Genomic DNA, 20,623 nt, shown 5'->3' with positions numbered 1-20,623 from the left:
GGCGGCGCGAGGGGAGCGGGTCTCACGCGGGCGTGCGGCTCGCCGCGCCCGCGGGTCTGGAGCGCGGATTTGCCGAGCGCCTGACGCGCAATAGGCGCTTCCGCCGGGGTTGGCTACAGCGGATCCTGATTTCGATTCCGGTGCTTCCCGCCGACTTTCCGACCGGGAAAGAGGGAAGGCTGTGGCACCATGAGTCCACGAGCGAGCTCATGTCGAGAGAGCTCGGGGGGAGGGCGCAATGCCGAGAGGCGAGACATCAAAGGATACGTCCAAGCAGAGGAAGCGGGTCCAGAGCGGCGAGCGCGAGCAAGCTGCGCCCGCGATATCCCAGGGCGAGGCGGGTCGGAAGGCTCCGCGCAGGCGGACGAAGTCCGCTGCCGGCGCACGGATGGCCGCTGCGCCGACCCGGCGGGTGACCCGGGCGAAGAAGGGAGCGAGCAAGGCAGGAGCGAGCGCCGCGGCGCGGCCGGGCACGGCGCGGAGCACCGCGGCGGCGGAGAAGAAGAAGACCAGCAGCGCGCCGAGGAAGGCGACCGCCGGACAGACGAGCCGGCAGCAGAGCGGCGCGGCCAAGAGGGCGGCCACGACGAGGAAGCGGACCGCCACCGGTAGCGCGGCGGGGCGCGGCCGGAGCGCGGCCGGCGCAACGCCGGCCGGCGGGCGCAAGACGACGCGCGCCGCGGGCGCGACGCCGGCCGGCGGGCGCAAGACGACGCGCGCCGCGGGCGCGAAGCGCGCGGCGCCGCAGCGCGCAGCAGCGATGAGGAAGCCGTCGGCCAGCGCCCGCGTCGGACGCGGAGCCGCGCGGCGAACCAAGGCGGCGCAGCCGGGCGCGCAGAGGGCGGGGCAGAAGCGCGCGACCGCCGGCAAGCGGTCGGCGGCCAGCTGAGCTGCAGCGTCGGGCGCGCCGCTCGCCGCGGAGCGCCCAGTCGCACCTTTCCCATCACATCCCATCCCAAGAGGGCGCCGGCAGATGCTCGGCCGTCGAGCCTCCGCGCGAGGCCCCCACCTCCGGGCGCAGCGGCACGCCAGCCACCTTCGCGGCCAACGGGAGAGGTGGGCGCGCGCCCGCTCCGCCGCGCTGGCGACGAACGCTCCCGGAGCGCAGCGTCGTGCGCTGCAGCGCGGCTGACGCGCACGACGCCACGCCCGCGCGCGATCAGGGCGGTGACGGCAAGGGCTCGCCGACCATGAGGACCACCCAGGTGGCGGCCAGGAAGGGATACGGCGCCCCGCCGAGGCCTGGCATCGTCGACCGCGCGCGCCGCGCGCAGAGCGGGCAGCCCGCGTCGCCGCGCCGGCTGAACAGGTACCGGCGCGAGGACGGCGGCGGCGGCGCAGGACAGACCTGAACTTCATCGCCCTCCATCACCCCGCGCATCCCCCCCATCTCGCCCTGCAGCGGAAGCGCCTCCGTGCGCCCCGTCTCCTGCGACGCCCCGCGCAACCGCGGAGCACGACCGCCCTCGCGAAGCCAACGCTCGATGGTCCGACATGCAGCCGCTGGCTTAGGGCGATGCTGGACCATCGTAGGAATGTTCCTTCTGCCGAGCCGAAGACCAGCGACCCACGCTCCGGATGTAACCCCGCACTGCGGGCGAGATTCATCCTAGCAGGATCCCCGGACCATGCATGGATGACATTCCGTATCTGCGTGGTGCTTCCCACCGCGACAGCGTCTTGTCTCGGCTGTCGTCATGATTGTCGTCTTCGTACGCCTCCGTCTGCTCAATCGATATCTCCGAGGCGTACGCGGAGCGCAGCGCGGCGAGATGGCTGCGCAGCGCGGCAGCGTGTCCCGTCGTCGGCGCGGGCGATGTAGCCCAGAGGCTCCCCGGCTCGTGGTCTCCCGCGATCAGGCGAGGCGGATAGCAACAGGACATCCCGGAGAGGAACGAAGGCGAACCCCGATGGCCCGCGGCGCTCGCCGGATCGAGCGGAGAGGACGCTCTCCGCCCATCATCAAGGATCGTTTGCGGGGCAGCTCGGGATGGAGACGACGTAGTTCAGGAGAATACCGACATGCGTCCTTCAGCGCCGGCGGGGCTCCGGAGCCGGCGCGCGGGCGCCGGCGGCGCGGTGGACGCGAGCGAGGCGGGTCACTGCGGGATGGGGATCGGCGGCGGCTCGTCGTCGGGCACGATGCAGGACGACAGGTCGAACAGCATGAAGAGCAGCGCCTTCTCCTGAGCGCTCAGCTCCTCCGTGGAGCACCCCTCCGGGAAGGGCGGGCCCGTGAGGTCCGCCGCAGAGACATGGATGTCCGTGAATACGAGACGCCCGCACTGCTGATCTTCTGGGACGTCGACGGGCGTGTTGAATGTGAAGTACTGGACCCCGGCCGGCTCGGGCTCGTTGTAATAGATCCACCGGGTCGAGATGTCCTCGGTCACGTCGCTCACCGTATGCTGCGCGCCGTTGATCACGATCTCGCCGGGCACGTCCGACGCGCCGACATTGACGAGCCACTCCGCGAGGGCTTGCCCCTTCGGGAGCGTGGTGTCCACGAGCGCCGTGAGAGGGCTCTCCGGGTCCGTGACGTCGTTGTCCCAGACCGCCGTGTCCGGGAACGGCGCCGGCCCCCGCTTCAGCCAGACGTTGTGCCAGTGGGACGCGAACACGCGCCCGCCGAGCGAGGTATAATCGAACATGGCCTGGCGCGCGGGCCCGGGTTTGTCTTCCACGTACGGGTCGCCCTCGCAGGCGAGGATCACCATGTCGTACTGGCTCAGGGCGTCGACGGTCCCCCAGAGGCTCGTGGCCGGCGTGAACTCCACGCCTTGATTCAGGCGATCCGCATACCGCGTCGTCACCTCGTGATCGACGTCCCCGCGGCCGGCGAACAGGTTGATCCGCCCGGTCCCGGTCTCCGGCGTGAACTCGCTCTCATCGATCCCGAGTTTGTGCAGCAAGCACTCGAGCGGATCGGCGCCGCCCGTCGTGAGCGCGATCTTCGGGATGTGTCCCTCCGATTGGTTGCGCGGCAACCGGATGATCCCGGCGTCCGTCTCGGTGTCCTCGCATCGCTCGACCACGGGGAGCGTCATCTCGCGGCGCCATTTGCCCACCTGCACGACGAGCGGGATGTTCTCGCCGACCGGCACGTCCTCCAGGACGAACTTTCCTTCCGTATCGGTCAGCGCCGTCACGAGGGGTGAGCCGGAGAGCGTCGCGCTGCACTGATCGCAGGTCGCACCGTCGGGGATGGGCTCAAGCGGCGCATTGGGGACGTAGACGATCACGTTGTAGAGCGGCAGTTTGCCCGAGGGGTCGTACACGGTGCCGCTCACCGTGGTCTTCGCCCCGTTCTCGCATTCGACCTGCTGGCATTCGAGGCCCTCGCAGTCGCCTTCGCCTCCGACACCGCCCCCGCTGGCGATCGCCGGGAAGCCGCCGAAGCCACCGCCAAATCCACCGCCAATTCCACCCCCACCGCCAGGCCCCGCGCCGCCGGATGCTACAGGCGCCGTGCCCCCGGTATCTCCGCAGGAGCAGCCAGCCATGACGCCCGGTGCTACAGCGATCGCAGCCATCAAGACTCCCGCCTTGCCCGACCAAGTCACCATTTCGAGCCTCCCGGCGACGCGAGCAAAGGTGCTCTGCTGCCGCCCAGTCTCTATCGTATGCCAGACTGTAGAAATCGGGAAGTATGTCCAGCAAAGAGCAGGAATGGAGCGATGGGTTATTAGGGCGAGCCCTGATACCTCTGACTACCGCGTCCGCGAAGGACATGCGTGTCGCGCGGTCGGACGGCCTGGACAGTGAATCTCCGTGCGTCCGACATGGTGCGTGACGCAATGACAAGAAGGATTGACGGATCGATGATTCGTGACGAGCGCGTTTCTCTCTGGCGACGCGCTTTGCGCAATTGCGCCGCGAGCGAGGTCCCGCGACGAGCGACGCTCGCGCCTCCGGCTCGCCTGAGCCTACTTCGGGCCGGTCCGGCCGATTACTGCGGATCGACGCGGGTCAGCCCGAACCAGAGCACGGCGTGCCACCGCTCGTGCCACTTCAGCAGCATCGGCCCGATCGCGAGCCCGGCCTCCACGGTCCGCAGCTCGTCCTTGACCGCGCTCACCGGCCAGGGATTGCCGAACGCCTTCTCGCCATACGTCAGCGCGAGCGTCGGCTCGCCGTCGAGCTCCGACGGGATCAGCTGCGCCTTAAAGCGGCAGATCCGGCTCCCGAAGACCACGTTCGTGCCGGAGTTGCCGCCATGGTCGAACTCGTTCCCTTTCCAGGGCATCCAGCGCGACGCGAGCGCCGTGATCAGCGGGCGCGTCGCCAGGTGGATCCCGGCCGTCGGCTGCAGAGCGAGCAGGCGCCCTCGCGGCAGATCGCCGAGCTCCGCCGGATCCGCCGGCTTCCCTGCCTCGTAGAACTGCCTCAGCGCACCCGGGTGCGCGCCGACGAGGCTGTCGAGGGAGGTCGTCCCGGTGACATGACGGTGCCCGACGGACGGGCGTGCGCTCTGCTCGCTCTGGGTGGTCATCGGAACGCCTGGCATTCCACCGCGTCCGACAAGGGTCAACGGCAACCGTCAGCGCTCGTCTTCGCCCGGCTCCCCCGATTCCCCCGCGCTCGCCGTGTTCGCCTCTCGCGCCTCGCTCGCCTCACCGAGAGGCGCCGCGCCGCCCGCGACGATGGCCGCGTACGCCCGGCGTACGCGCTCGGTGATCGCGCCGTAGCGCGCGAGCAGCTCGCGCGCGGCCTCGGCCGCGGTGCGGCCCCGGATGCCCGTCCGACGCGCGAGGGTCGGCACCCCGGGCGCGTCCTCCTCGAGGAGCTGCGACGCGTCCGCGTGCACGATGCGGATCCGCTGCTCCAGCTTGCGCAGGAACGCGTGGCCGTCCCGGAACGTCTCGGCGTGCTCGGCCGAGAGGTGTCCGGCCGCGGCGAGCGCGTCGATCGCCGCGAGCGTCTCGGTGGTCCTGACGCGCGGATCGGCGCCGTGCCGGATCTGCAGGAGCTGCACCGCGAACTCGATGTCCGCGAGGCCGCCCCGCCCGAGCTTGAAGTCGCGGCGGCCGCGGCGCTCGTGCGAGAGCTCGCGCTCCATGCGCAGCCGGAGCCGGTGGATCTCGTCGGCGATCCGATCGAAGTCGTCCGCCTGGAGGTACGCGGCCTCGTGCGCGATGGCGATCGCCTCCGCCCCGAGCTCGGGATCGCCGGCCGACGCGCGCGCCCGGATCAGCGCGAGCCGCTCCCAGATCGCCGCGCGCATGTGCCGCGCGCCCGGCGACGACTCCGGCTCCGCGGGCGCCGGGGAAGCCGCGTCGGCGCGGCGGATGCCGTGGTAGCGAGCGAACGAGTCGGCGGACGTGACGAGCAGCCCCTGGCTGCCCGACGGGCGCAGGCGCGTGTCGAGCTCGTAGCCTGGGCCCGCCGCGTGCGACATGGAGATGAGCCGGATGATCTGCCGCGCGCGCCGCCCGTAGTACGTGCCGGGGTCGGACGCTGCCCCCTGCTCGCCGGGCGGCGCGCACGCCGGGTCGAACAGGAAAAAGACGTCCAGATCCGAGCCGTAGCCGATCTCGCGTCCGCCGAGCTTGCCCATCGCGATCACGGCGAGCCCTCGCACGGGCTCGCCCGGCGGCGTCCCCAGCGCGAAGCGCGTCGCGGCCTCTAGCGACGCGTCGGCCAGATCCGAGAGCGCGAGCGTCGCCTCGCGCGTGCCGACCTCGCCGCTCAGATCGGCGAGGCCGACCTCGATGGTGACGCGCGCCTTGGCGCGCCGGAGCGCCCCGATGAGCGCCTCCTCCGGATCCTCGTCCGGCGACGCCTCGCTGAGGCTGGCCTCGATCGTGTGTCGGATCAGCTCGGCGCTCGGCGCGCCGCGCGCGAACAGGACGGCGTCGACGAGCTCGGGGTACCTCACCATGGCGTCGCCGATGAACGCGCTCGACCCGAGCGCCTCGACGAGCCTGCGGAGCGCGCGCGGCTCGTCGCCGAGCATGCGCGCGTAGACGGAGGAGTGCCTGATGCGGGAGAAGCACAGCCGGAGGAAGCGCGCGGCCTGCTCCGGATCGGCGGCGTCGACCACCGCGGCGAGCAGCGTCTCCGCGAGGGACGAGGACGCCTCGCGGCTGCGCGCCCCGAGCAGGCCGTCCGGGTGGCGGGACAGCTCGAAGAGATCGTCGGCGACGTCGCGGAAGCGCGCCGTCAGCGAGGCGTGCGGCTCCGGCGGCGCGGCGAGCCCGGGCGCGGCGCCGTCGGCGGCGGCCGCCGGCTCGCCGCCGAGGACGAGCACGGCGTGCTTCGCCAGCGCCTCGGCGAACGCGTCGCGATCGCCGTGGTCGAGCGCGGCCATCGCGTCGATCCACCGCGACGGCCGGGCGCTCCCCTTCGGCAGGAGCGACAGGAGCCGGGCCTTGATGCGCCCCCGGCGCTGCGCGGTGTCGGCCAGGAACGCCGCGGCGTCCTCGAAGCGCAGCGTCCGCGCGAGGCGCGTGATCTCCGCATCGCTGTCGGGGAGGAGGTGCGTCTGCACGCCGGTCGCGGACTGCACCGCGTGCTCCGCGCGCCGGAGCGCGAGGTAGCCCTCCACGAGCTCCCGCCCCTCCCGGTCGGTCACGTACCCCAGGGTGCGCAGGCGCCGCAGGCCGTCGAGCATGCCCTGCGCGCGCGCGCGGGGCTCGCGCCCGCCCCAGATGAGCTGCAGGGCTTGCACGAAGAACTCCGCCTCGCGGATCCCTCCCGGGCCGAGCTTGAGGTCGCGCGACGCGTCGTGCGGGAGCTCCGCGCGAGCGCGATCGACGAGCTCGATCATGTCGACGGCGAGCTGCGGATCGACCTGGCGCCGCCACACGAACGGGCCGAGCACCTCGAGCGCCTCGGCGCCAAAGTCGAGATCGCCGGCGATCTCGCGGGCGCGGAGCAGCGCGGCGCGCTCCCAGAGGCGGCCGAACGACTCGTAGTAGCGCTCGGCCGCGGCCAGGGAGTTGACGAGCGGACCGCTCCGGCCCTCGGGGCGGAGCCGGAGATCCACGCGCCAGACGAAGCCGTCCTCCGTGACCTCCTCGAGCGTCGACGTGAGGCGGCGCGCGACGCGGGCCCAGAAGTCGTGCAGGGTGACCGAGACGGCGCGGTCGCCGGGCAGGCCCACGTGGCCGTCGTCCGTGTCGTAGAGGTAGATCAGATCCACGTCGGAGCCCGCGTTGAGCTCGTCGCCGCCGAGCTTCCCCATCCCGAGCACGACGAACTTCGAGCGCGCGCCGGTCGCGGTGCGCGGCTCTCCGAACCGCGCGGTCACGGCGGAGACGGCCTCGGCGAGCGCGACCTCGATCGTGGCCTCGGCGAGCGCGGTGAGCTCGCGCGCGGTGACGTCGATGTCCGCGCCGCCCGCCGACGGCGGGAGCAGCTCGCGCAGCGCGACGCGGATCCGCTCCTCGCGCGCCACGCGCCGGAGCTCCCGCCGGACGCGGTCCGTGTCCGAGACGTCGCCGACGCGGCTCCGGATCCGCGCCAGGTACGTGGCGCGATCGCGCGCCGTCTGGTGGCCTTCCGCCGCGAGCCGCTCCACGATGTCCGGATTCGCCTCGATGATCGCGCCGATCGCGGGGTAGGCGGCCGTCAGGAGCGCCGCGATGGCGAAGGCCATCGTCCCGGGACGAAGCCGAGACGACAGCCGCTCGGCGCGGTCCTTCACGCGTTGCTCATCGATCGCGCTCGCGATCTCCAGGAGCCTCGAGACCTGTTGCATGGCGGGAGGCTAGCAAGACCGTGGGGGCGTGAACGGCGGTTCCGCAGGGCCCGACCGCCGGTTTATCGCGACCTGGCCCCACCTCGCGCCTTGGCGGCGTCGCTCTCAGATCCTATGCTCGCCGGGTGCGATTGCTCTGCGTCTCGGATATTCACGGCCACGCCGACGCGCTCGCGGCGGTCCTGGCCACGGCCGAGCGCCGAGGGTACACCCAGCTCCTGGTCGCCGGAGATCTCTGCTTTCCCGGCCCGAAGCCGCTCGAGACGTGGCGCCGGCTCACCCAGGCCAAGGCGGTTTGCGTACAGGGCGTATCGGATCGCGCCCTGGCGACGCTGGACCTCGACAAGGTCAGGGCGCGGAGCGAGCACGAGCGAGCGCGGCTCGATCGCCTGTCCCAGACGCGCACCGAGCTCGGCGAGCTGATCCTTGCGCGGCTGGCGCGGCTCGCCCCGACGTACCGCCTGCCGCTCGAGGACGGCGGCGAGCTCGTCCTGGTCCACGGCTCCCCGGCGGATCCGCTCGAGCCGATCTCTCACGACATGACCGATGAGGAGGTGCTCTCCCTGCTCGGCGACGATCCGGCGGATGTCGTGATCTGTGGTGGCTCCCACGTCCCGTTCGATCGGATGGTGGGCGGCGTGCGCATCATCAACGTCGGCTCGGTGGGTGAAGCGCCGTGCTCGCTGCGGGGCGACGTGCGGGGCACCGTCGATCACGTGCGTGTCGGTGCGCGCGCTCCTGGCGAGCTTGGCGAGTTTGTGCGGAGCGGTGCCGTCTCCGCGTATGGCACGGGGCACGCCGACGCGACGTTCGTCGAGCTCCGAGCGGGCGAGCTCTGGGTCGAGCAGCTCGTGGTGCCGCTCGGCAGGGCTGCGTGAGCGCGCAGGTGCGCGGGAGCGCTCCGTCGGGAGCGCGCGCAAGGGGTGGGAAACGCTCGATCCGCGCGAAACGCGCGACGCTCCGTCACGCACCCTACCCGACAGGGAACATCGCCTGTGCCATGCCCTCCCGCTTGAACCTATTTCAAGGATTTAGGATCATCCTCAGGGAGCATGGGCAGCTACCTCCCCGACGATGACTTCGAGGCCACGCGGGTGGCCAACGTTGGGGAGCTCCACAAGGAGATCCCGGCGCGCTCGCCGAAGGACCGCGCCTACCTCATCGTGCTCGCTGGCTCGAACGTCGGCGAGATGTACCGGGTCGAGGGCGCCGAGATCGTCATCGGCCGGGCATCCGGGGCGACCATCCGGCTGAACGACGACGGCATCTCGCGGCGCCACGCGCGCCTCCTCCAGATGGACAGCCAGGTGCTGATCGAGGATCTCAACAGCTCGAACGGGACGATGGTGAACGGCGAGCACATCACGCGCGTCGCCCTGCACGACGGCGACAAGATCCGCCTGGGCTCGACGACCATCCTCAAGTTCACCTACCACGACCACCTGGATGAGTCGTTTCAGCAGCAGATGTACGACGCCGCGCTGCGCGACGCCCTCACCAAGGCCTTCAACAAGAAGTACTTCCTGGATCGACTCGAGACCGAGGTCTCCTATGCGCGGCGGCACGGCGCGCACCTGTCGCTGCTCATGTTCGACGTCGATCATTTCAAGAGGATCAACGACACCTTCGGGCACCTCGCCGGCGACTACGTGCTTGCGAGGATCGCCAAGATCGCGAGCCACACGGTGCGGACCGAGGACGTGTTCGCGCGCTACGGCGGTGAAGAGTTCGGCATCCTGTGCCGCGGCGTGGGGCTCGAGAACGCGGGCATCCTCGGCGAGCGGCTGCGCATCCTCATCGAGGGGTCGGTCTTCGAGCACGAGGGCGTTCGCATGCCGACGACGATCAGCGTCGGCGTCGCGGCGCACCCCGAGCTCGCGGTGCAGACCGGCATGGAGCTCATCGCCGCGGCCGATGAGGCGCTCTACGAGGCGAAGCGCACCGGCCGCAACCGCGTGCTCCTGAAGTTCGGCCCGAAGCCGTAGAGCGGGGCGCGGGTTCATCCCAGCGCCGACCCGCACAGCCGCGGCAGGGCGCCGCGCCGCCCGAGTGGCCGGTGAATGGAATCGTGCGCCCGCAGAACGCGGGCGACGGGGCGCGGCCGCCGGCGCGCGCCTCAGTCGATCTTGAGGAGCTCCTTGACCTTGGCGATGACCTGCGGGGCCTGGATCGGCTTCGTGATGTACGCGTTCGCGCCGAGCTGCAACGCGCGCTGACGATCCTCCTGAGACCCCTCGGTGGTGATGATGATGATCGGGGTGTCCTTGTGGACCGGATCCGTGCGCACGCGCTTGACGAGCTTGAGCCCGTCCATGATCGGCATGTTGATGTCGGTGATGATCACGTCGTACTTGGTCGAGGCGAGCTTGCGGAGACCGTCGACGCCATCGTCTGCCTCGGTGACGCGGAGGTTCTTCACGCGCGCCAGCGCGAAGACCAAGAGCTGCCGCATCATGGGCGAGTCTTCAACGATCAGACACGAGTACTCGGCCATGATCAGTCCTCCAGGTCCAGGAATGCCTGGACGCCAGGCACCTTCCGGCCGGCGTCGGTGAAGAGCCGCGCGTTGATGAGGGCGGGGGCGGCCTGGGCCCCGAGGAGCTTGAAGAGCTCGGTGTCCACGTTCACGAACTCCGTCTTTTGCGGGAGCGTGCTGAAGATCGCGATGACACCCACGGTGCGCCCGTTGAAATCGAGCGGGATCACTGCAGCGGGATCCTCGATGCTCCCCTTGGAGACGTCCTTGGTCTCGTCGAAGAAGATTTCCCCCTTCGAGAATGCCTGGCCGACGACGCCTTCGGTCACCGGCATGCGCACGATCTCCTCGACCGCAACGCCTTCGCTCGCGATCGAGACGAGCTCTTTACCATCGGGAGACGCCAGGTACACGGAGAAGGCGCCCGCCCCGAGGAACTGCGCCAGGAGCTCCTTGAGGTTGCGGAGGACATGGCGCACGTTGCGCGCCGCATGCAGCTGCGACAGCGCGACGTACAGGTTCGCGAGGTTCGCGAGCTCTCCCTCCGCCTCCGAGTAGCGGCTGTTGAAGCGGTCCGAGGCCGCCACCATCCGCACCGACTGCGTCACCAGGTCGCGTTTCTCCTGCTCGAGCTCCTCGATCTTGCGGAGCAGATCGCGGATGGCCGAGTCGCTCGCGAGGTGCGCGCGGAGCTTGCCGTTCTCCGACTCGAGCTCGGAGATCTTGTCACGAAGGCGCTCGTTCTCGCGGAGGAGCTCCTCGGTCAGCTGCGCCCCCTTGCGGAAGAATTGCTGAATGAAGGCATCGCGCTCCTTCTTCAGGTCCTCGGGGGGACGATCGCTCGGACGCCCTTTTTTCTCCGTCATTTTATCCCGGGGTTCTCCAGAGCTTCGGACCGTATCATGCGGGGCTGACCGGACGGAAGCGTCGAGCGCGCGCCAGAGGCGTGCCCGGCGCCCCCGCCAAGGACAGCGACCGCTGGGCGCCTTGTCGTCCCCGCCGACAACGTCGGTTCGGCCCCGCCGGCCTTACCCCGGGGACCGGACCCCGCCGTCTCGGCCCCCCTACCCCCGTTGCCCCCACCGCCACGACTACGCCCTCTCCATCTGCTTCATCTGCTTCAGCAACCGGGTCCACCTGCGCAGCTCCCGTCCGAGCAGCACGGGTGCCTTCTGGAGCGACGCGACGTCGCGCGCGCCGACGAGCAGCATGACCGCCCGGAGCTCGGCCTCGACGCTCTCGAGGTACCGCACCGCTGCGTCCCGTCCCCCCGAGACGAACGCCTGGAGGACCGGGCGTGCGATCCCGGCCGCATGCGCGCCGAGCGCGAGCGCTCGAGCGACGTCAAGGCCGCTCGTGATGCCCCCGGTCGCGATGATCGTCTTGAAGCGAGGACGGATAGTACGGGCGATGAGCACCGAGGCGGCCGTGGGTACCCCCCACTCGCGCAGCGCCTCACCGAGGGAGCGGGCCGCACCTTCGGCGCGGGCCGCCTCGACGGCGACCCAGGAGGTGCCTCCAGCGCCGGAGACGTCCAGGTCGCGAACGCCCGCCCGGACCAGGCGGTACGCCGTCCCTGGGCCGATCCCGCAGCCGGTCTCCTTCGCGACGACCGGCACGCTGAGGCCGCTCGCGAGCCGGCCCATCGCATCCAGCGCACCGGCGAAGTCCCGGTCGCCGCCCGGCTGGACCAGCTCCATCGCGGGGTTCATGTGGACGCAGAGCGCGTCGGCGCCGACCTGGGCCACGAGCTCGGCGACCGCCTCCGTCGACAGCGATCGCGCCTGCACGGCGCCGATGTTCCCGAGGACGAGGGTGGTCGGAGCGTGCGCGCGGACCTCGTAGGTGGCGGAGACGTCGCCGTTCAGCATCGCCCGCTGGCTCCCTAGCCCGAAGCCGTACCCGCGCTCCTCGGCGATCTGCGAGAGCTCCCGGTTGATCGCACGCGCGCGCTCCGTCCCGCCGGTCATGGCCGCGATCAGGAGCGGGACGCGGAGCCGCTTCCCGAGCAGCAGCACCGAGGTGTCGATCGCGTCGAGGGAGAGCTCCGGCAACGCGTCGTGGATCAGCTCGACCTGCTCCAGCAGCGTGGTCTTGGCGCGGAACCCGACATCGCCGGTCGCGCAGAGCTCGATGTGATCCGCTTTCCTCTCGGAGATGCCCTTCGCCTCTTCCGTCATGGGGGCACAACTTTACGCGGTCGCCGACCGCCGTCGAAAAGGAAGTGGCATGGACAAAAAAACGCCAAAATTCGCGTCCCCGAGCCAGGCCTTGCCGCCCGGCCCGCCTTCCGCTGCCGCTACCTGGGAACTACCGCGCGACCGCCGCGCAGCGGTGGCATACAGTAGCTGGATGGACCTCCCGGACGAACCGCAGATCCGCTGGATCCTTCGTACGACCGCAACGCTCCTCCAGCACGGCGCGGAGCCGGTGCGCGGGCTGGTGCAGCCGACGGCCGAGTTCTTCCCGGACGCGTTCGACGGCTCGCCAAAGACGGTGGCCGCGCTGATGCTGCGGGTCCAGGAGCACGCCGGGCTCCAGGATGTCCCGGTGGAGCTCGCGGTGGTCACCCCCGAGGGGCAGGCCAGCACGGTGAGCTGCTCGAGCGGCGCATGCGGCGGGATGGCGCTGGAGTCGAAGCTGGAGCGCGTCGCCCCGCGCGGCGACGGCGGGTACCGGGTCGCGCTCTCCGCGGGCGAGCTCCGCAACCCCACGGTGCTCACGACGGCGTTCGTGCGCGCCGTGGCGTACATGTTCCTGAGCGAGGCCGGCGCCTTCGACGCGCTCGCGCCGTCGGACCGCGAGCCCGCGGTGGATCTCGCCGCCGTGCTGCTCGGCTTCGGCGTCCTCGCGACGAACGGCTCCTACCTGTACGCGAAGGGCTGCGGCGGCGTGCAAGTGCACTCGGCGACCAAGATGCCGGTCGACGAGCTCGCGCTCGCGCTCGCCGTCTACTGCCGGCTGCACGACGTGCCCGATCGGACCGCCGCGCGGCACCTCGACGTGACGCCGCGCGCCCACTTCGACGAGTCCGCCGTATGGGTCAGCTCCAACGCCGCGCTCGTCCGGATGCTGCGCGCCGCGCCAGACCGGATCGCCGCGGACGACTACGCGATCGGCGAGTCGAGGAGCTGGTTGGCCCGCGCGCTCGGCCTCGGCAAGCGCCGGCCGGCGCGGACGGCGGAGGACGAGCTGCGCGAGATCGAGCGAGAGCTCGCGCCCGCGGCCGGCGCGGCGAAGCCGCGACCGCTGGACGAGGGCAAGGCCAAGAAGCTTGCCGAGATCCGTGCTCTCGTGGACGAGAGCCTGGGGAGCTGAATGAGCGTACGACTGTGGGACAAAGGGGGCGCGACCGACGCCCAGATGCTGCGTTACACCTCGCGCGACGACTGGCAGCTCGATCAGCGCCTGCTCGCGTACGACCTGCGGGCCACGATCGCGCACGTCCGCGGGCTCGCGCGGATCGGCGTGCTCAGCGAGGCGGAGCGGGACGCGCTCGTCCGCGAGCTCGAGGTGCTCGCGGCCCAGAACGAGGCCGGCGAGCTGCGGCTCACCGAGGACGACGAGGACGGCCACAGCGCGATCGAGGCGGCGCTGGTCGCCCGCATCGGCGACGCGGGCAAGAAGGTGCACACCGGCCGGAGCCGCAACGATCAGGTGCTCGTCGCCACGCGCCTGTACGAGCGCGACGCGCTGGACGAGCTCGCCGAGAACGCGACGGCCGGCGCCCGCGCGCTGCTCGATCTCGCCAGGCGCGAGGCGGAGACGCCGATGCCCGGCTACACGCACCTGCAGCGGGCGGTGCCGTCGTCCGTCGGCTACTGGGCCGCCTCGTTCGTCGAGGGGCTCACCGACGCGATCGACGTGGTGCGCGCGACGCGGGCGCTCGTCGATCGCTGCCCGCTCGGGGGCGCCGCGGGCTTCGGCGTGAACCTCCCGCTCGATCGCGTCGGCGTCGCGCGCGAGCTCGGGTTCGCCGGCGTGGCGCTGAACCCGCTCGCGTCCCAGACGTCGCGCGGCATCATCGAGGCGCAGATCCTCGCCGCCGCGTGGCAGGTGATGGCCGTGAGCCGCCGGCTCGCGTGGGATCTCAGCCTGTTCGCGATGAGCGAGCTCGCGTTCATCCGCCTCCCGGAGGCGTTCACGACCGGCTCGTCGATCATGCCCCAGAAGCGCAACCCCGACGTCGTCGAGCTCATGCGCGCGGCGTGCTCCGTCGTCCAGGGGGCGCTCGCCGAGGTGCAGTCCATCGTGGCGCTGCCGTCGGGCTACCACCGCGATCTCCAGCTCACGAAGGGCCCCACGATGCGCGGGCTCGACGAGGCGCTCGCGACGTCGCGCCTCTTGCCGCGGCTCGTCGAGGGGCTCGCGTTCGATCGGGAGCGCATGGCCCGCGCGATCACGCCGGAGTGCTTCGCCACGGATCGCGCCGTCGAGCTCGCCGTGGAGGGCGTCCCCTTCCGCGAGGCCTACCGCAAGGTCGCGTCCGAGATCGCGGCGCTCCCGGCCGGCGACGCCGCGGCGAGCCTCCGCGCGCGCGTGTCGCTCGGGGCTCCGGGCAACCTCGCGCTGGACGACCTGGCCCGCAGGCTCGATCGCCACGCGCGCTAGCTCCGCCTGTCAGAGGTCCCGCCATGGGCGGGCGCGCGCCGCGCTGGCGCCGCCCGCCCGAAGGCCGTGTTCCCTGGCCCCGCGTGCCAGCGATCCCCGACGGGATTCGTGACGCGCGGAGCTAGCGCTGACGCGTCAGCTCGCGGACGGCGCCCGGGTCCGCCACCAGCACGAGGGTCGCCATGTCGAGGAACAGCCCCGTGTCGACGACGCCGGGGATCTTGCGGATGCGCGCGTCGACCGCTGCGGGCGCGTCCATCGGGCCGAACGCGGTGTCGAGGATCCAGTTGTGGTTGTCGGTCTGGAAGGGATACCCGTCCGCGTTCCTGCGGATCGCCGGCTTGCCCCCGAGCGCGATCAGGTGCCGCGTGGCCGTCGTGCTCGCGAAGGGCACCACCTCGACGGGGATGGGCACGCGCGAGCCGAGCTTCTCGACGAGCTTCTCGGGCGTGACGAGGATGATGAACTGCGCGGCTTCGTAGGCGACCACGCGCTCGCGGAGGAGCGCGCCGCCGAGGCCCTTGATGAGGCCAAGGTCGGGCGCCACCTCGTCCGCGCCGTCGACGGCGACGTGGAGGCGCTCGACCTCCTCGAGCGACACCATCGGGATGTTCTCGCGGCGGGCAAGCGCCTCCGAGCGCTCCGACGTGGCGACGCCCTTGATCTGGAGCCCTCGGCGGACGCGCTCCCCGAGGCGGCGGATGAAGGCCTCGGACGCCCGCCCGGTGCCGAGCCCGAGCAGCATCCCGCTGTCCACGCGCGCGAGCGCGGCGTTGGCGATTCGATCGAGGTCGGAGGGGTCCGGTCCCGCGGTGCTCATGCGCTGCTCATCGGCCATCGGGACCGTCAGCGCAACGGGATTTTGTCGAGCTGGTCGAGCGGCCCCGGGCAGAGCGGCCGGAGCCTGCAGCCCTTGCACTCGGCGCCCGTCCAGATCGCCTCGAACGTCGCCTGCATCTCGTCGAGCAGGAGGTCGTCGTCGGTGAGCACGCCCGCCTCGAAGTTTCGCCGCCCCTCGCCCTTCGCCCCGAGCCCGGCGCCGGTGAGGTTCGCAGAGCCCAGGTAGAGGAGCGCGCCGTCGACGGCGATCATCTTCAGGTGGACCCGCGGGCAGCGCCGCATCTCGATCGGCGGCCGGGGCCGCCGGCGGAGCTCGGCGCGGAAGGCGCGCGACGGGACACCGGCGTGCAGCAGGCGCAGCTCGACCCCCCGGGCGGCGAGCGCGTCGAGCAGCTCGAGGAACGACATGTACCGGCCGCGCGCCCGCGCCCTCGATCCGATGGGCGCCTCCACGCGCAGCTCCTTCACGTTGGCCGTCGCGATCCACACGGAGACGCGCGCGTTCGCGACGGCGCCCATCACGAGCGCGTCGTAGTGCGCCCTGTCGCGGAGGAGCGTCAGCTCGACGCGCCGCTTCAGCAGCGATCGCGCCTTCGCCTCAGGTTCAGTCCTCGCGCGTGCCCGCGCCCGCGGGCGCGTCGGCCGCGCGCTCACGCCCGTTGACCAGCGCTGGAGGGCGCCTGCTCGAGCTCGAGGTGAGCGCTGAGCAGCGCCCGGACGTCCTCCGGCATCGGGACCGACACCAGCTGCACGAGGTCGGTGGTCACCACCGTGTGCCGTAGCTCCGCCGACAGGACGCCGTCATGGGCGCGGTGCATGCGGTACCGGAGCGTGGCGCTCCGCCGGCCGATACGGGCGATCGACGTCTCGATCCGGAGCGCCTGGCCGTAACGCACCGGCGCCGCGTAGTCGGCCTCGACCCGCACCGCCGGCAGCCCGATCCGCCGCTCGAGGATGAGCCCGGCGTAGCCTCCGTCGAGCGGCGCGAAGAACCGCTCCATCGCCTCGTGCGCGTAGTTGAGGAAGCGCGCGAAGAAGACGATGTTCGCGGCGTCGACGTCTTCGAACTTGATCGGGCGCTCGAGGGAGACCATCGCGGCTAGGACAGGTCCTCGGCGAGCTTCTCCAGGGTCGCTCTCCCGAGCGGTGCCTTCACCGCGTAGCGCGGGTGCCCGACGACGAGCGATACCGTCGCTTTCTTCGCCTTGATCGCGGCCTGCGCCTCGGCCGGGAGATCCGCCTTGAGGTAATGCACGGCCGTCGTGCGGTCTTCCATCGATCCGTCGCGCTTGCCGAGCGCCCGCGCGGCGACGCCGTCGACCTCGATCGACACGGTGTCCTCGAGGCCCACCAGATCGATGAGCATCCGGTCGCGCAGCGCTCGATCGGGGATCTCGACGAAGAGCGTCAGGCTGAGCTGCCCCGCGCCCGGGATGAGATCGTTGTACGTCTCTATCTCGTGGAGGATGCCGCTCTCGCTCGTGATGCGCTCGGTGCGGAGCATCTCCTGGATCTGGAAGAGCACCGAGTCGCGGTTCTCGAACACCGCGGTCAGGTGGTCTCCGATCCGCACGCGGCGGGGCCGCTTCTCCTCGATGATGCGGCTGCGGAATCGCTCGCGGATCGCCTCGTATTCGCCGATCCCGAGCACCTCGTTGCGATCGATGGGACGCATGACGCTCCTCTCCTTGACGATTTCGGACCGAGGTTCACGGCGTCGGGCCGAGCCCGTACGCGTGGGCGAGCGCCTCGACCGGGTGCAGCACCTTCGCGCCGTTCTCCTTGACCATCCTGAGACCCGCGAGGGTGCAGTCGCTGACGATGACGTCCGCGCCGGCGACGCCGCGCACGAGCTTCGACGCGTACTTGCGCCCGGTCTCGTAGTGGGCCGCCTTCATCCCCCACGTGCCGTCGACCGCCGAGCACTGCTCGATGACGCGCACGTCCGTGTCGGGGACGACGCCGAGCACCCTGGCGCCCGGGAAGCCGATCTTCTGCGCGCGCAGGTGGCACGCGGCGTGGTACGCGATCGTGCCGAGCCCCTTCTTGAACTCGCGGTTGAGCTTCTTCTCGCGGCCGAGCTGGACGAGGAACTCCATCATGTCGACCGTCGCGGCCGCGACCTCGCGCGCCTCCGCCGTCTGCAGGTACTCCGGCCACTCCTTCTTCATCGTGTAGCCGCACGTCGGGCCGATCACGACGATCTTCCTCCCCCTGCGCACGTGCGGCAGCAGGAGCGCGACGTTGTGCTTCACCTTCGCGGTGAAGGCCGCGAGATCGCCGCCGTCGAGGTTCGGCATCCCGCAGCACGTCAGCGCCCCCGCAGGGGTGTCTCGCGGATCGTCCGCCGAGGAGCAGCCAGGGACGTGCACCGCGTAGCCGTTGTGCTCGAGGACGCGGACCGCCGCCTCGGGGACCGCGGGCGTGTTGTACTCGCCGTAGCAGGTCGCGAAGAGCACCACGTCGCCTTGCTTGCCGGCGCCGGCCGCGGCGCCGTGCTCCGCGAACCAGGACGAGAACGGCCTACGCGCCATCTCCGGGAGCGGGAACTCCGACGAGATCCCGGTCACCTTCTCCTGCACCTTGCGCAGCAGGCGGCTCGCCTGCACGAAGTTCGCGAGCGGCGCGGCGGCGCCGGAGCCCAGCTCGCCGATCAGCTGCGGCTCGCCGAGGATCCTGTCCACCAGCGGGATGCCCTCCCGCTGGGCGCGCACCGCGCGCTCTCGCGCGAGCACGCGCGGGAAATCCAGGAGCTCGTACGCGTGCTCGTCGGCCGTGTACGGGCACTTGATGTAGCAGAGCTTGCATTGCCAGCACTCGTCGCCGACAGCCTTGAAGTCATCGTAGGTGAGGGCCTCGGCGCCTTCGGCGACGCCGGCCTCGATGTCCCTGTCGACGCGCGCGAAGAGCTCGGGGAACGAGCCGCAATAGCCGACGCACATGCGGCACTCGTGACAGATCTGGAACGTCCGCCGCAGCTCGGCCTCGAGATCGCGGGGCTCGAGATATCGCTCGTCGTTCGGCGAGGTCGCCGGTGGACGGTCTGGTGCACGCCGGATGACGCTCACTGGTCGGTTCCTCTCAACATCGTCAACATGGGGTACGGCGCGAAGGGACGGCTCGCCGCGCGGCCCGGCGCCGGACGGCCTTCGGGGGCGCGATGGCGCGCGCGCCCCGGGTCGAGTCGCCGTCGGTTCGGCGCGCCCCGGAGCGCTCGCGCGCTCGCGTCGGTCGATCTCAGAAGTCGAGCGACTGCAGCGCCTTCGTGAAGCGCCCGGCGTGAGACTTCTCGGCCTTCGCGAGCGTCTCGAACCACTCCGCGATGTCGTCGAAGCCCTCGTCGCGGGCCTCCTTCGCGAAGCCCGGGTACATCGTCTCGTACTCGTGGGTCTCGCCGGCGACGGCGGCCTTCAGGTTCTTCTCCGTGCTGCCGATCGGCAAGCCGGTCGCCGGGTCGCCCGCCTGCTTGAGGTAATCGAGGTGGCCGTGCGCGTGGCCGGTCTCGCCGTCCGCCGTGTCCTTGAAGAGACCGGCGACATCGGGGCGACCTTCGACGTCGGCGACCTTTGCGAAGTACAGGTAGCGGCGGTTGGCCTGCGACTCCCCGGCGAACGCGTCCTTCAGGTTCTGGTGCGTCTTCGTGCCCGTAAGCTGCTTGCTTGTCATGGGTTCGCTCTCCTTCCTTCGGTTGAACGGCTGGGATGATGAGTCCCTGGTGCCCGCGCAGGTCGGCTCGGCGGCGCGGTGGATCCGCTAGACACGCCCAGGGCGCCGCGCCCCTCGAGCCTCTGCAGGGCGGAGTCGACTGCTCGCCGCGCTTCGCCGGGCGTCTTGCGCCTTGCCCCGCGCGCCTTCGCCACCCCGGGTGCCCTTCGCGCAGGCAGCGCAGAGCCCCCGGTAGATCCGCTCGACCGCGCGGACCTCGAAGCCGGGCGCGGCCGTGAGGGGCGCGGGGGCGATCTCGTCCGAGCGCTCGGCGGATGGGCCTACCGGCTCGCACGGCACATCGCGGACGAGCCCGCAGCGATCGCAGACCGCGTGATGATGCGCCGCCATGTTCGGGTCGAAGCGCGAGGCGCCCGGCGACAGCGACAGCGCGACGCACAGCCCCGCGGACGCCAGCGCGTCGAGCGTGTTGTAGACGGTGGCGAAGCTCATGGTCGGCAGCGCCGGCCGGAGCCGCTCGAACAGCTCCTGCGCCGTCGGATGCGTCGGATCCGCCGCGAGCTCGCGCACGATCGCCAGGCGCTGCGGCGTCAGCTTGAGCCCCGAGGCTCGCACGCACGCCAGCATCGAGGCGCTCCGGGTATCCTCCTCGACCGCGCTGCGCTCGAAGCCGACCGCGCGCCCCCGGACATCGCGGGGCGCGGCCCCCTTTCCAGCAGCTGTCCGCGAGGTGGCCACAGCGAGATGTGTACTTAGAAAGTTTCTCAGGTGCAAGTCCCAATAATTACCGACGGACAGCCGAAAAATCCGGGGCCTGATGCAGATTTCGGCGGAACCTGGCGAGCCAGACGAGCTTGGCGAGCCTGGTGGAACAGGCGGGGCAGCTGAAACAGGTGGAACAGGTGAAACCACCGAAACAGCCCGGACGTCGCGCCGCGACGTCATGCTCCGCGGCCGTCGGGAGGTCTTGCGAGGCTAGAAGGCCTCTGCCATAGTGCGCGCCCCGCGATGCCGGCCCCCCGCCGGCTTGCATTCTGCCCGCCAACTGGGCCAGTTTTTTTCCCAGCAGAGGACGCTTCGAGACATGCCGACCGACGCCATTCAGTGCAAACCGCTCGAGGTCGCCGTGGGCGACAAGGGTATCGAGCGCGCCATCAAGCATCTCAAGAGGAAGATGGCCGCCGAGGGGATCCTCCGCGAGCTGAAGCGCCGCCGGCACTACATGAAGCCGTCCGTGAAGCGACGGAAGAAGGCCTCGGAGGCCGCTCGCCGCCGTCGGAAGCGGTCGAAGATGGACATGGTCGCATAGAGCGACCGCCCCTCGCGCG

The 20,623-nt window shown here is 71.1% G+C and carries 20 protein-coding genes; 6 read left to right on the top strand and 14 right to left on the bottom strand.

The features are described 5' to 3' along the window. The first annotated feature begins 388 nt into the window (after nucleotides 1–388). Nucleotides 389–889 carry a hypothetical protein gene (locus tag WME82_RS09860; RefSeq protein ID WP_438042607.1) on the top strand — a complete coding sequence of 167 codons (501 nt, stop codon included), beginning with the start codon at nucleotides 389–391 and terminating at the stop codon, nucleotides 887–889. A gap of 270 nt (nucleotides 890–1,159) precedes the next feature. Here WME82_RS09860 and WME82_RS09855 read toward each other — a convergent pair whose 3' ends face one another. From WME82_RS09855 to glnE, 4 genes are all read right to left on the bottom strand, one after another. Beyond that, nucleotides 1,160–1,381 carry a hypothetical protein gene (locus WME82_RS09855; protein ID WP_438042606.1) on the bottom strand — a complete coding sequence of 74 codons (222 nt, stop codon included), beginning with the start codon at nucleotides 1,379–1,381 and terminating at the stop codon, nucleotides 1,160–1,162. 718 nt (nucleotides 1,382–2,099) lie between these two features. Next, nucleotides 2,100–3,503, bottom strand: a complete 1,404-nt coding sequence (locus tag WME82_RS09850; RefSeq protein ID WP_438042605.1) for a carboxypeptidase-like regulatory domain-containing protein — start codon at nucleotides 3,501–3,503, stop codon at nucleotides 2,100–2,102. Nucleotides 3,504–3,949: 446 nt separating this feature from the next. Next, nucleotides 3,950–4,492, bottom strand: coding sequence for a hypothetical protein (locus WME82_RS09845; protein ID WP_437745217.1), 543 nt, complete (start codon nucleotides 4,490–4,492; stop codon nucleotides 3,950–3,952). Between the two features lie 48 nt (nucleotides 4,493–4,540). After that, nucleotides 4,541–7,702: a bifunctional [glutamate--ammonia ligase]-adenylyl-L-tyrosine phosphorylase/[glutamate--ammonia-ligase] adenylyltransferase gene (gene glnE, locus WME82_RS09840; protein ID WP_438042604.1), complete on the bottom strand. Its 3,162-nt coding sequence runs from the start codon at nucleotides 7,700–7,702 to the stop codon at nucleotides 4,541–4,543. Nucleotides 7,703–7,827: 125 nt separating this feature from the next. Between glnE and WME82_RS09835 the strand changes: the two genes are divergently transcribed. Beyond that, nucleotides 7,828–8,580, top strand: coding sequence for a metallophosphoesterase family protein (locus WME82_RS09835; protein ID WP_437745215.1), 753 nt, complete (start codon nucleotides 7,828–7,830; stop codon nucleotides 8,578–8,580). Nucleotides 8,581–8,754: 174 nt separating this feature from the next. Then, nucleotides 8,755–9,687 carry a diguanylate cyclase gene (locus WME82_RS09830; protein WP_437745214.1) on the top strand — a complete coding sequence of 311 codons (933 nt, stop codon included), beginning with the start codon at nucleotides 8,755–8,757 and terminating at the stop codon, nucleotides 9,685–9,687. Between the two features lie 131 nt (nucleotides 9,688–9,818). On the opposite strand, the gene WME82_RS09825 is transcribed toward WME82_RS09830, so the two are convergent. The 3 genes from WME82_RS09825 to fni form a co-directional block, all read right to left on the bottom strand. Then, a complete protein-coding gene (locus WME82_RS09825; protein ID WP_012234398.1) occupies nucleotides 9,819–10,196 on the bottom strand; it encodes a response regulator in 378 nt (125 codons plus the stop codon). A 2-nt stretch (nucleotides 10,197–10,198) separates the two neighbouring features. Further along, nucleotides 10,199–11,044 (bottom strand): GAF domain-containing protein, encoded by an 846-nt coding sequence (locus WME82_RS09820; RefSeq protein ID WP_272101442.1) that lies wholly within the window; start codon nucleotides 11,042–11,044, stop codon nucleotides 10,199–10,201. A 225-nt stretch (nucleotides 11,045–11,269) separates the two neighbouring features. Further along, entirely contained in the window at nucleotides 11,270–12,358 is a 1,089-nt protein-coding gene (gene fni, locus WME82_RS09815; RefSeq protein WP_437745213.1) for a type 2 isopentenyl-diphosphate Delta-isomerase, read from the bottom strand. Between the two features lie 172 nt (nucleotides 12,359–12,530). Between fni and WME82_RS09810 the strand changes: the two genes are divergently transcribed. After that, entirely contained in the window at nucleotides 12,531–13,496 is a 966-nt protein-coding gene (locus WME82_RS09810) for a hypothetical protein (RefSeq protein ID WP_438042603.1), read from the top strand. Then, entirely contained in the window at nucleotides 13,497–14,789 is a 1,293-nt protein-coding gene (gene argH / locus WME82_RS09805; protein ID WP_437745211.1) for an argininosuccinate lyase, read from the top strand. Nucleotides 14,790–14,910: 121 nt separating this feature from the next. On the opposite strand, the gene rpiA is transcribed toward argH, so the two are convergent. The 7 genes from rpiA to WME82_RS09770 all read right to left on the bottom strand — a co-directional run bounded on the left by rpiA (nucleotide 14,911) and on the right by WME82_RS09770 (nucleotide 19,910). Continuing rightward, the gene (gene rpiA, locus WME82_RS09800; protein ID WP_437745210.1) at nucleotides 14,911–15,609 is read right to left on the bottom strand and encodes a ribose-5-phosphate isomerase RpiA; all 699 of its coding nucleotides are present in this window, start codon (nucleotides 15,607–15,609) and stop codon (nucleotides 14,911–14,913) included. Nucleotides 15,610–15,635: 26 nt separating this feature from the next. After that, nucleotides 15,636–16,283, bottom strand: a complete 648-nt coding sequence (locus WME82_RS09795; protein ID WP_438042602.1) for a phospholipase D family protein — start codon at nucleotides 16,281–16,283, stop codon at nucleotides 15,636–15,638. After that, nucleotides 16,280–16,723, bottom strand: coding sequence for an acyl-CoA thioesterase (locus tag WME82_RS09790; protein WP_438042601.1), 444 nt, complete (start codon nucleotides 16,721–16,723; stop codon nucleotides 16,280–16,282). Before WME82_RS09790 ends, WME82_RS09795 begins: the two co-directional genes overlap by 4 nt. 5 nt (nucleotides 16,724–16,728) lie before the next feature. Then, a complete protein-coding gene (locus WME82_RS09785) occupies nucleotides 16,729–17,304 on the bottom strand; it encodes a DUF3501 family protein (protein ID WP_437745207.1) in 576 nt (191 codons plus the stop codon). 34 nt (nucleotides 17,305–17,338) lie between these two features. Next, nucleotides 17,339–18,697, bottom strand: coding sequence for a hypothetical protein (locus WME82_RS09780; RefSeq protein ID WP_438042600.1), 1,359 nt, complete (start codon nucleotides 18,695–18,697; stop codon nucleotides 17,339–17,341). Between the two features lie 169 nt (nucleotides 18,698–18,866). Continuing rightward, nucleotides 18,867–19,295 carry a rubrerythrin family protein gene (locus WME82_RS09775; RefSeq protein ID WP_437745205.1) on the bottom strand — a complete coding sequence of 143 codons (429 nt, stop codon included), beginning with the start codon at nucleotides 19,293–19,295 and terminating at the stop codon, nucleotides 18,867–18,869. An 87-nt stretch (nucleotides 19,296–19,382) separates the two neighbouring features. Continuing rightward, a complete protein-coding gene (locus WME82_RS09770; protein ID WP_438042599.1) occupies nucleotides 19,383–19,910 on the bottom strand; it encodes a Fur family transcriptional regulator in 528 nt (175 codons plus the stop codon). Between the two features lie 469 nt (nucleotides 19,911–20,379). Between WME82_RS09770 and rpsU the strand changes: the two genes are divergently transcribed. Further along, nucleotides 20,380–20,604, top strand: coding sequence for a 30S ribosomal protein S21 (gene rpsU, locus WME82_RS09765; RefSeq protein ID WP_012234386.1), 225 nt, complete (start codon nucleotides 20,380–20,382; stop codon nucleotides 20,602–20,604). Nucleotides 20,605–20,623: the final 19 nt, after the last annotated feature.

This window comes from Sorangium sp. So ce128 (assembly GCF_051525245.1).
GTDB classification, from domain to species: Bacteria; Myxococcota_A; Polyangia; order Polyangiales; family Polyangiaceae; genus Sorangium; species Sorangium cellulosum_B.
The sequence above is the reverse complement of the archived record's forward strand: the minus strand, read 5'-3'. Positions and strand labels throughout refer to the sequence as shown.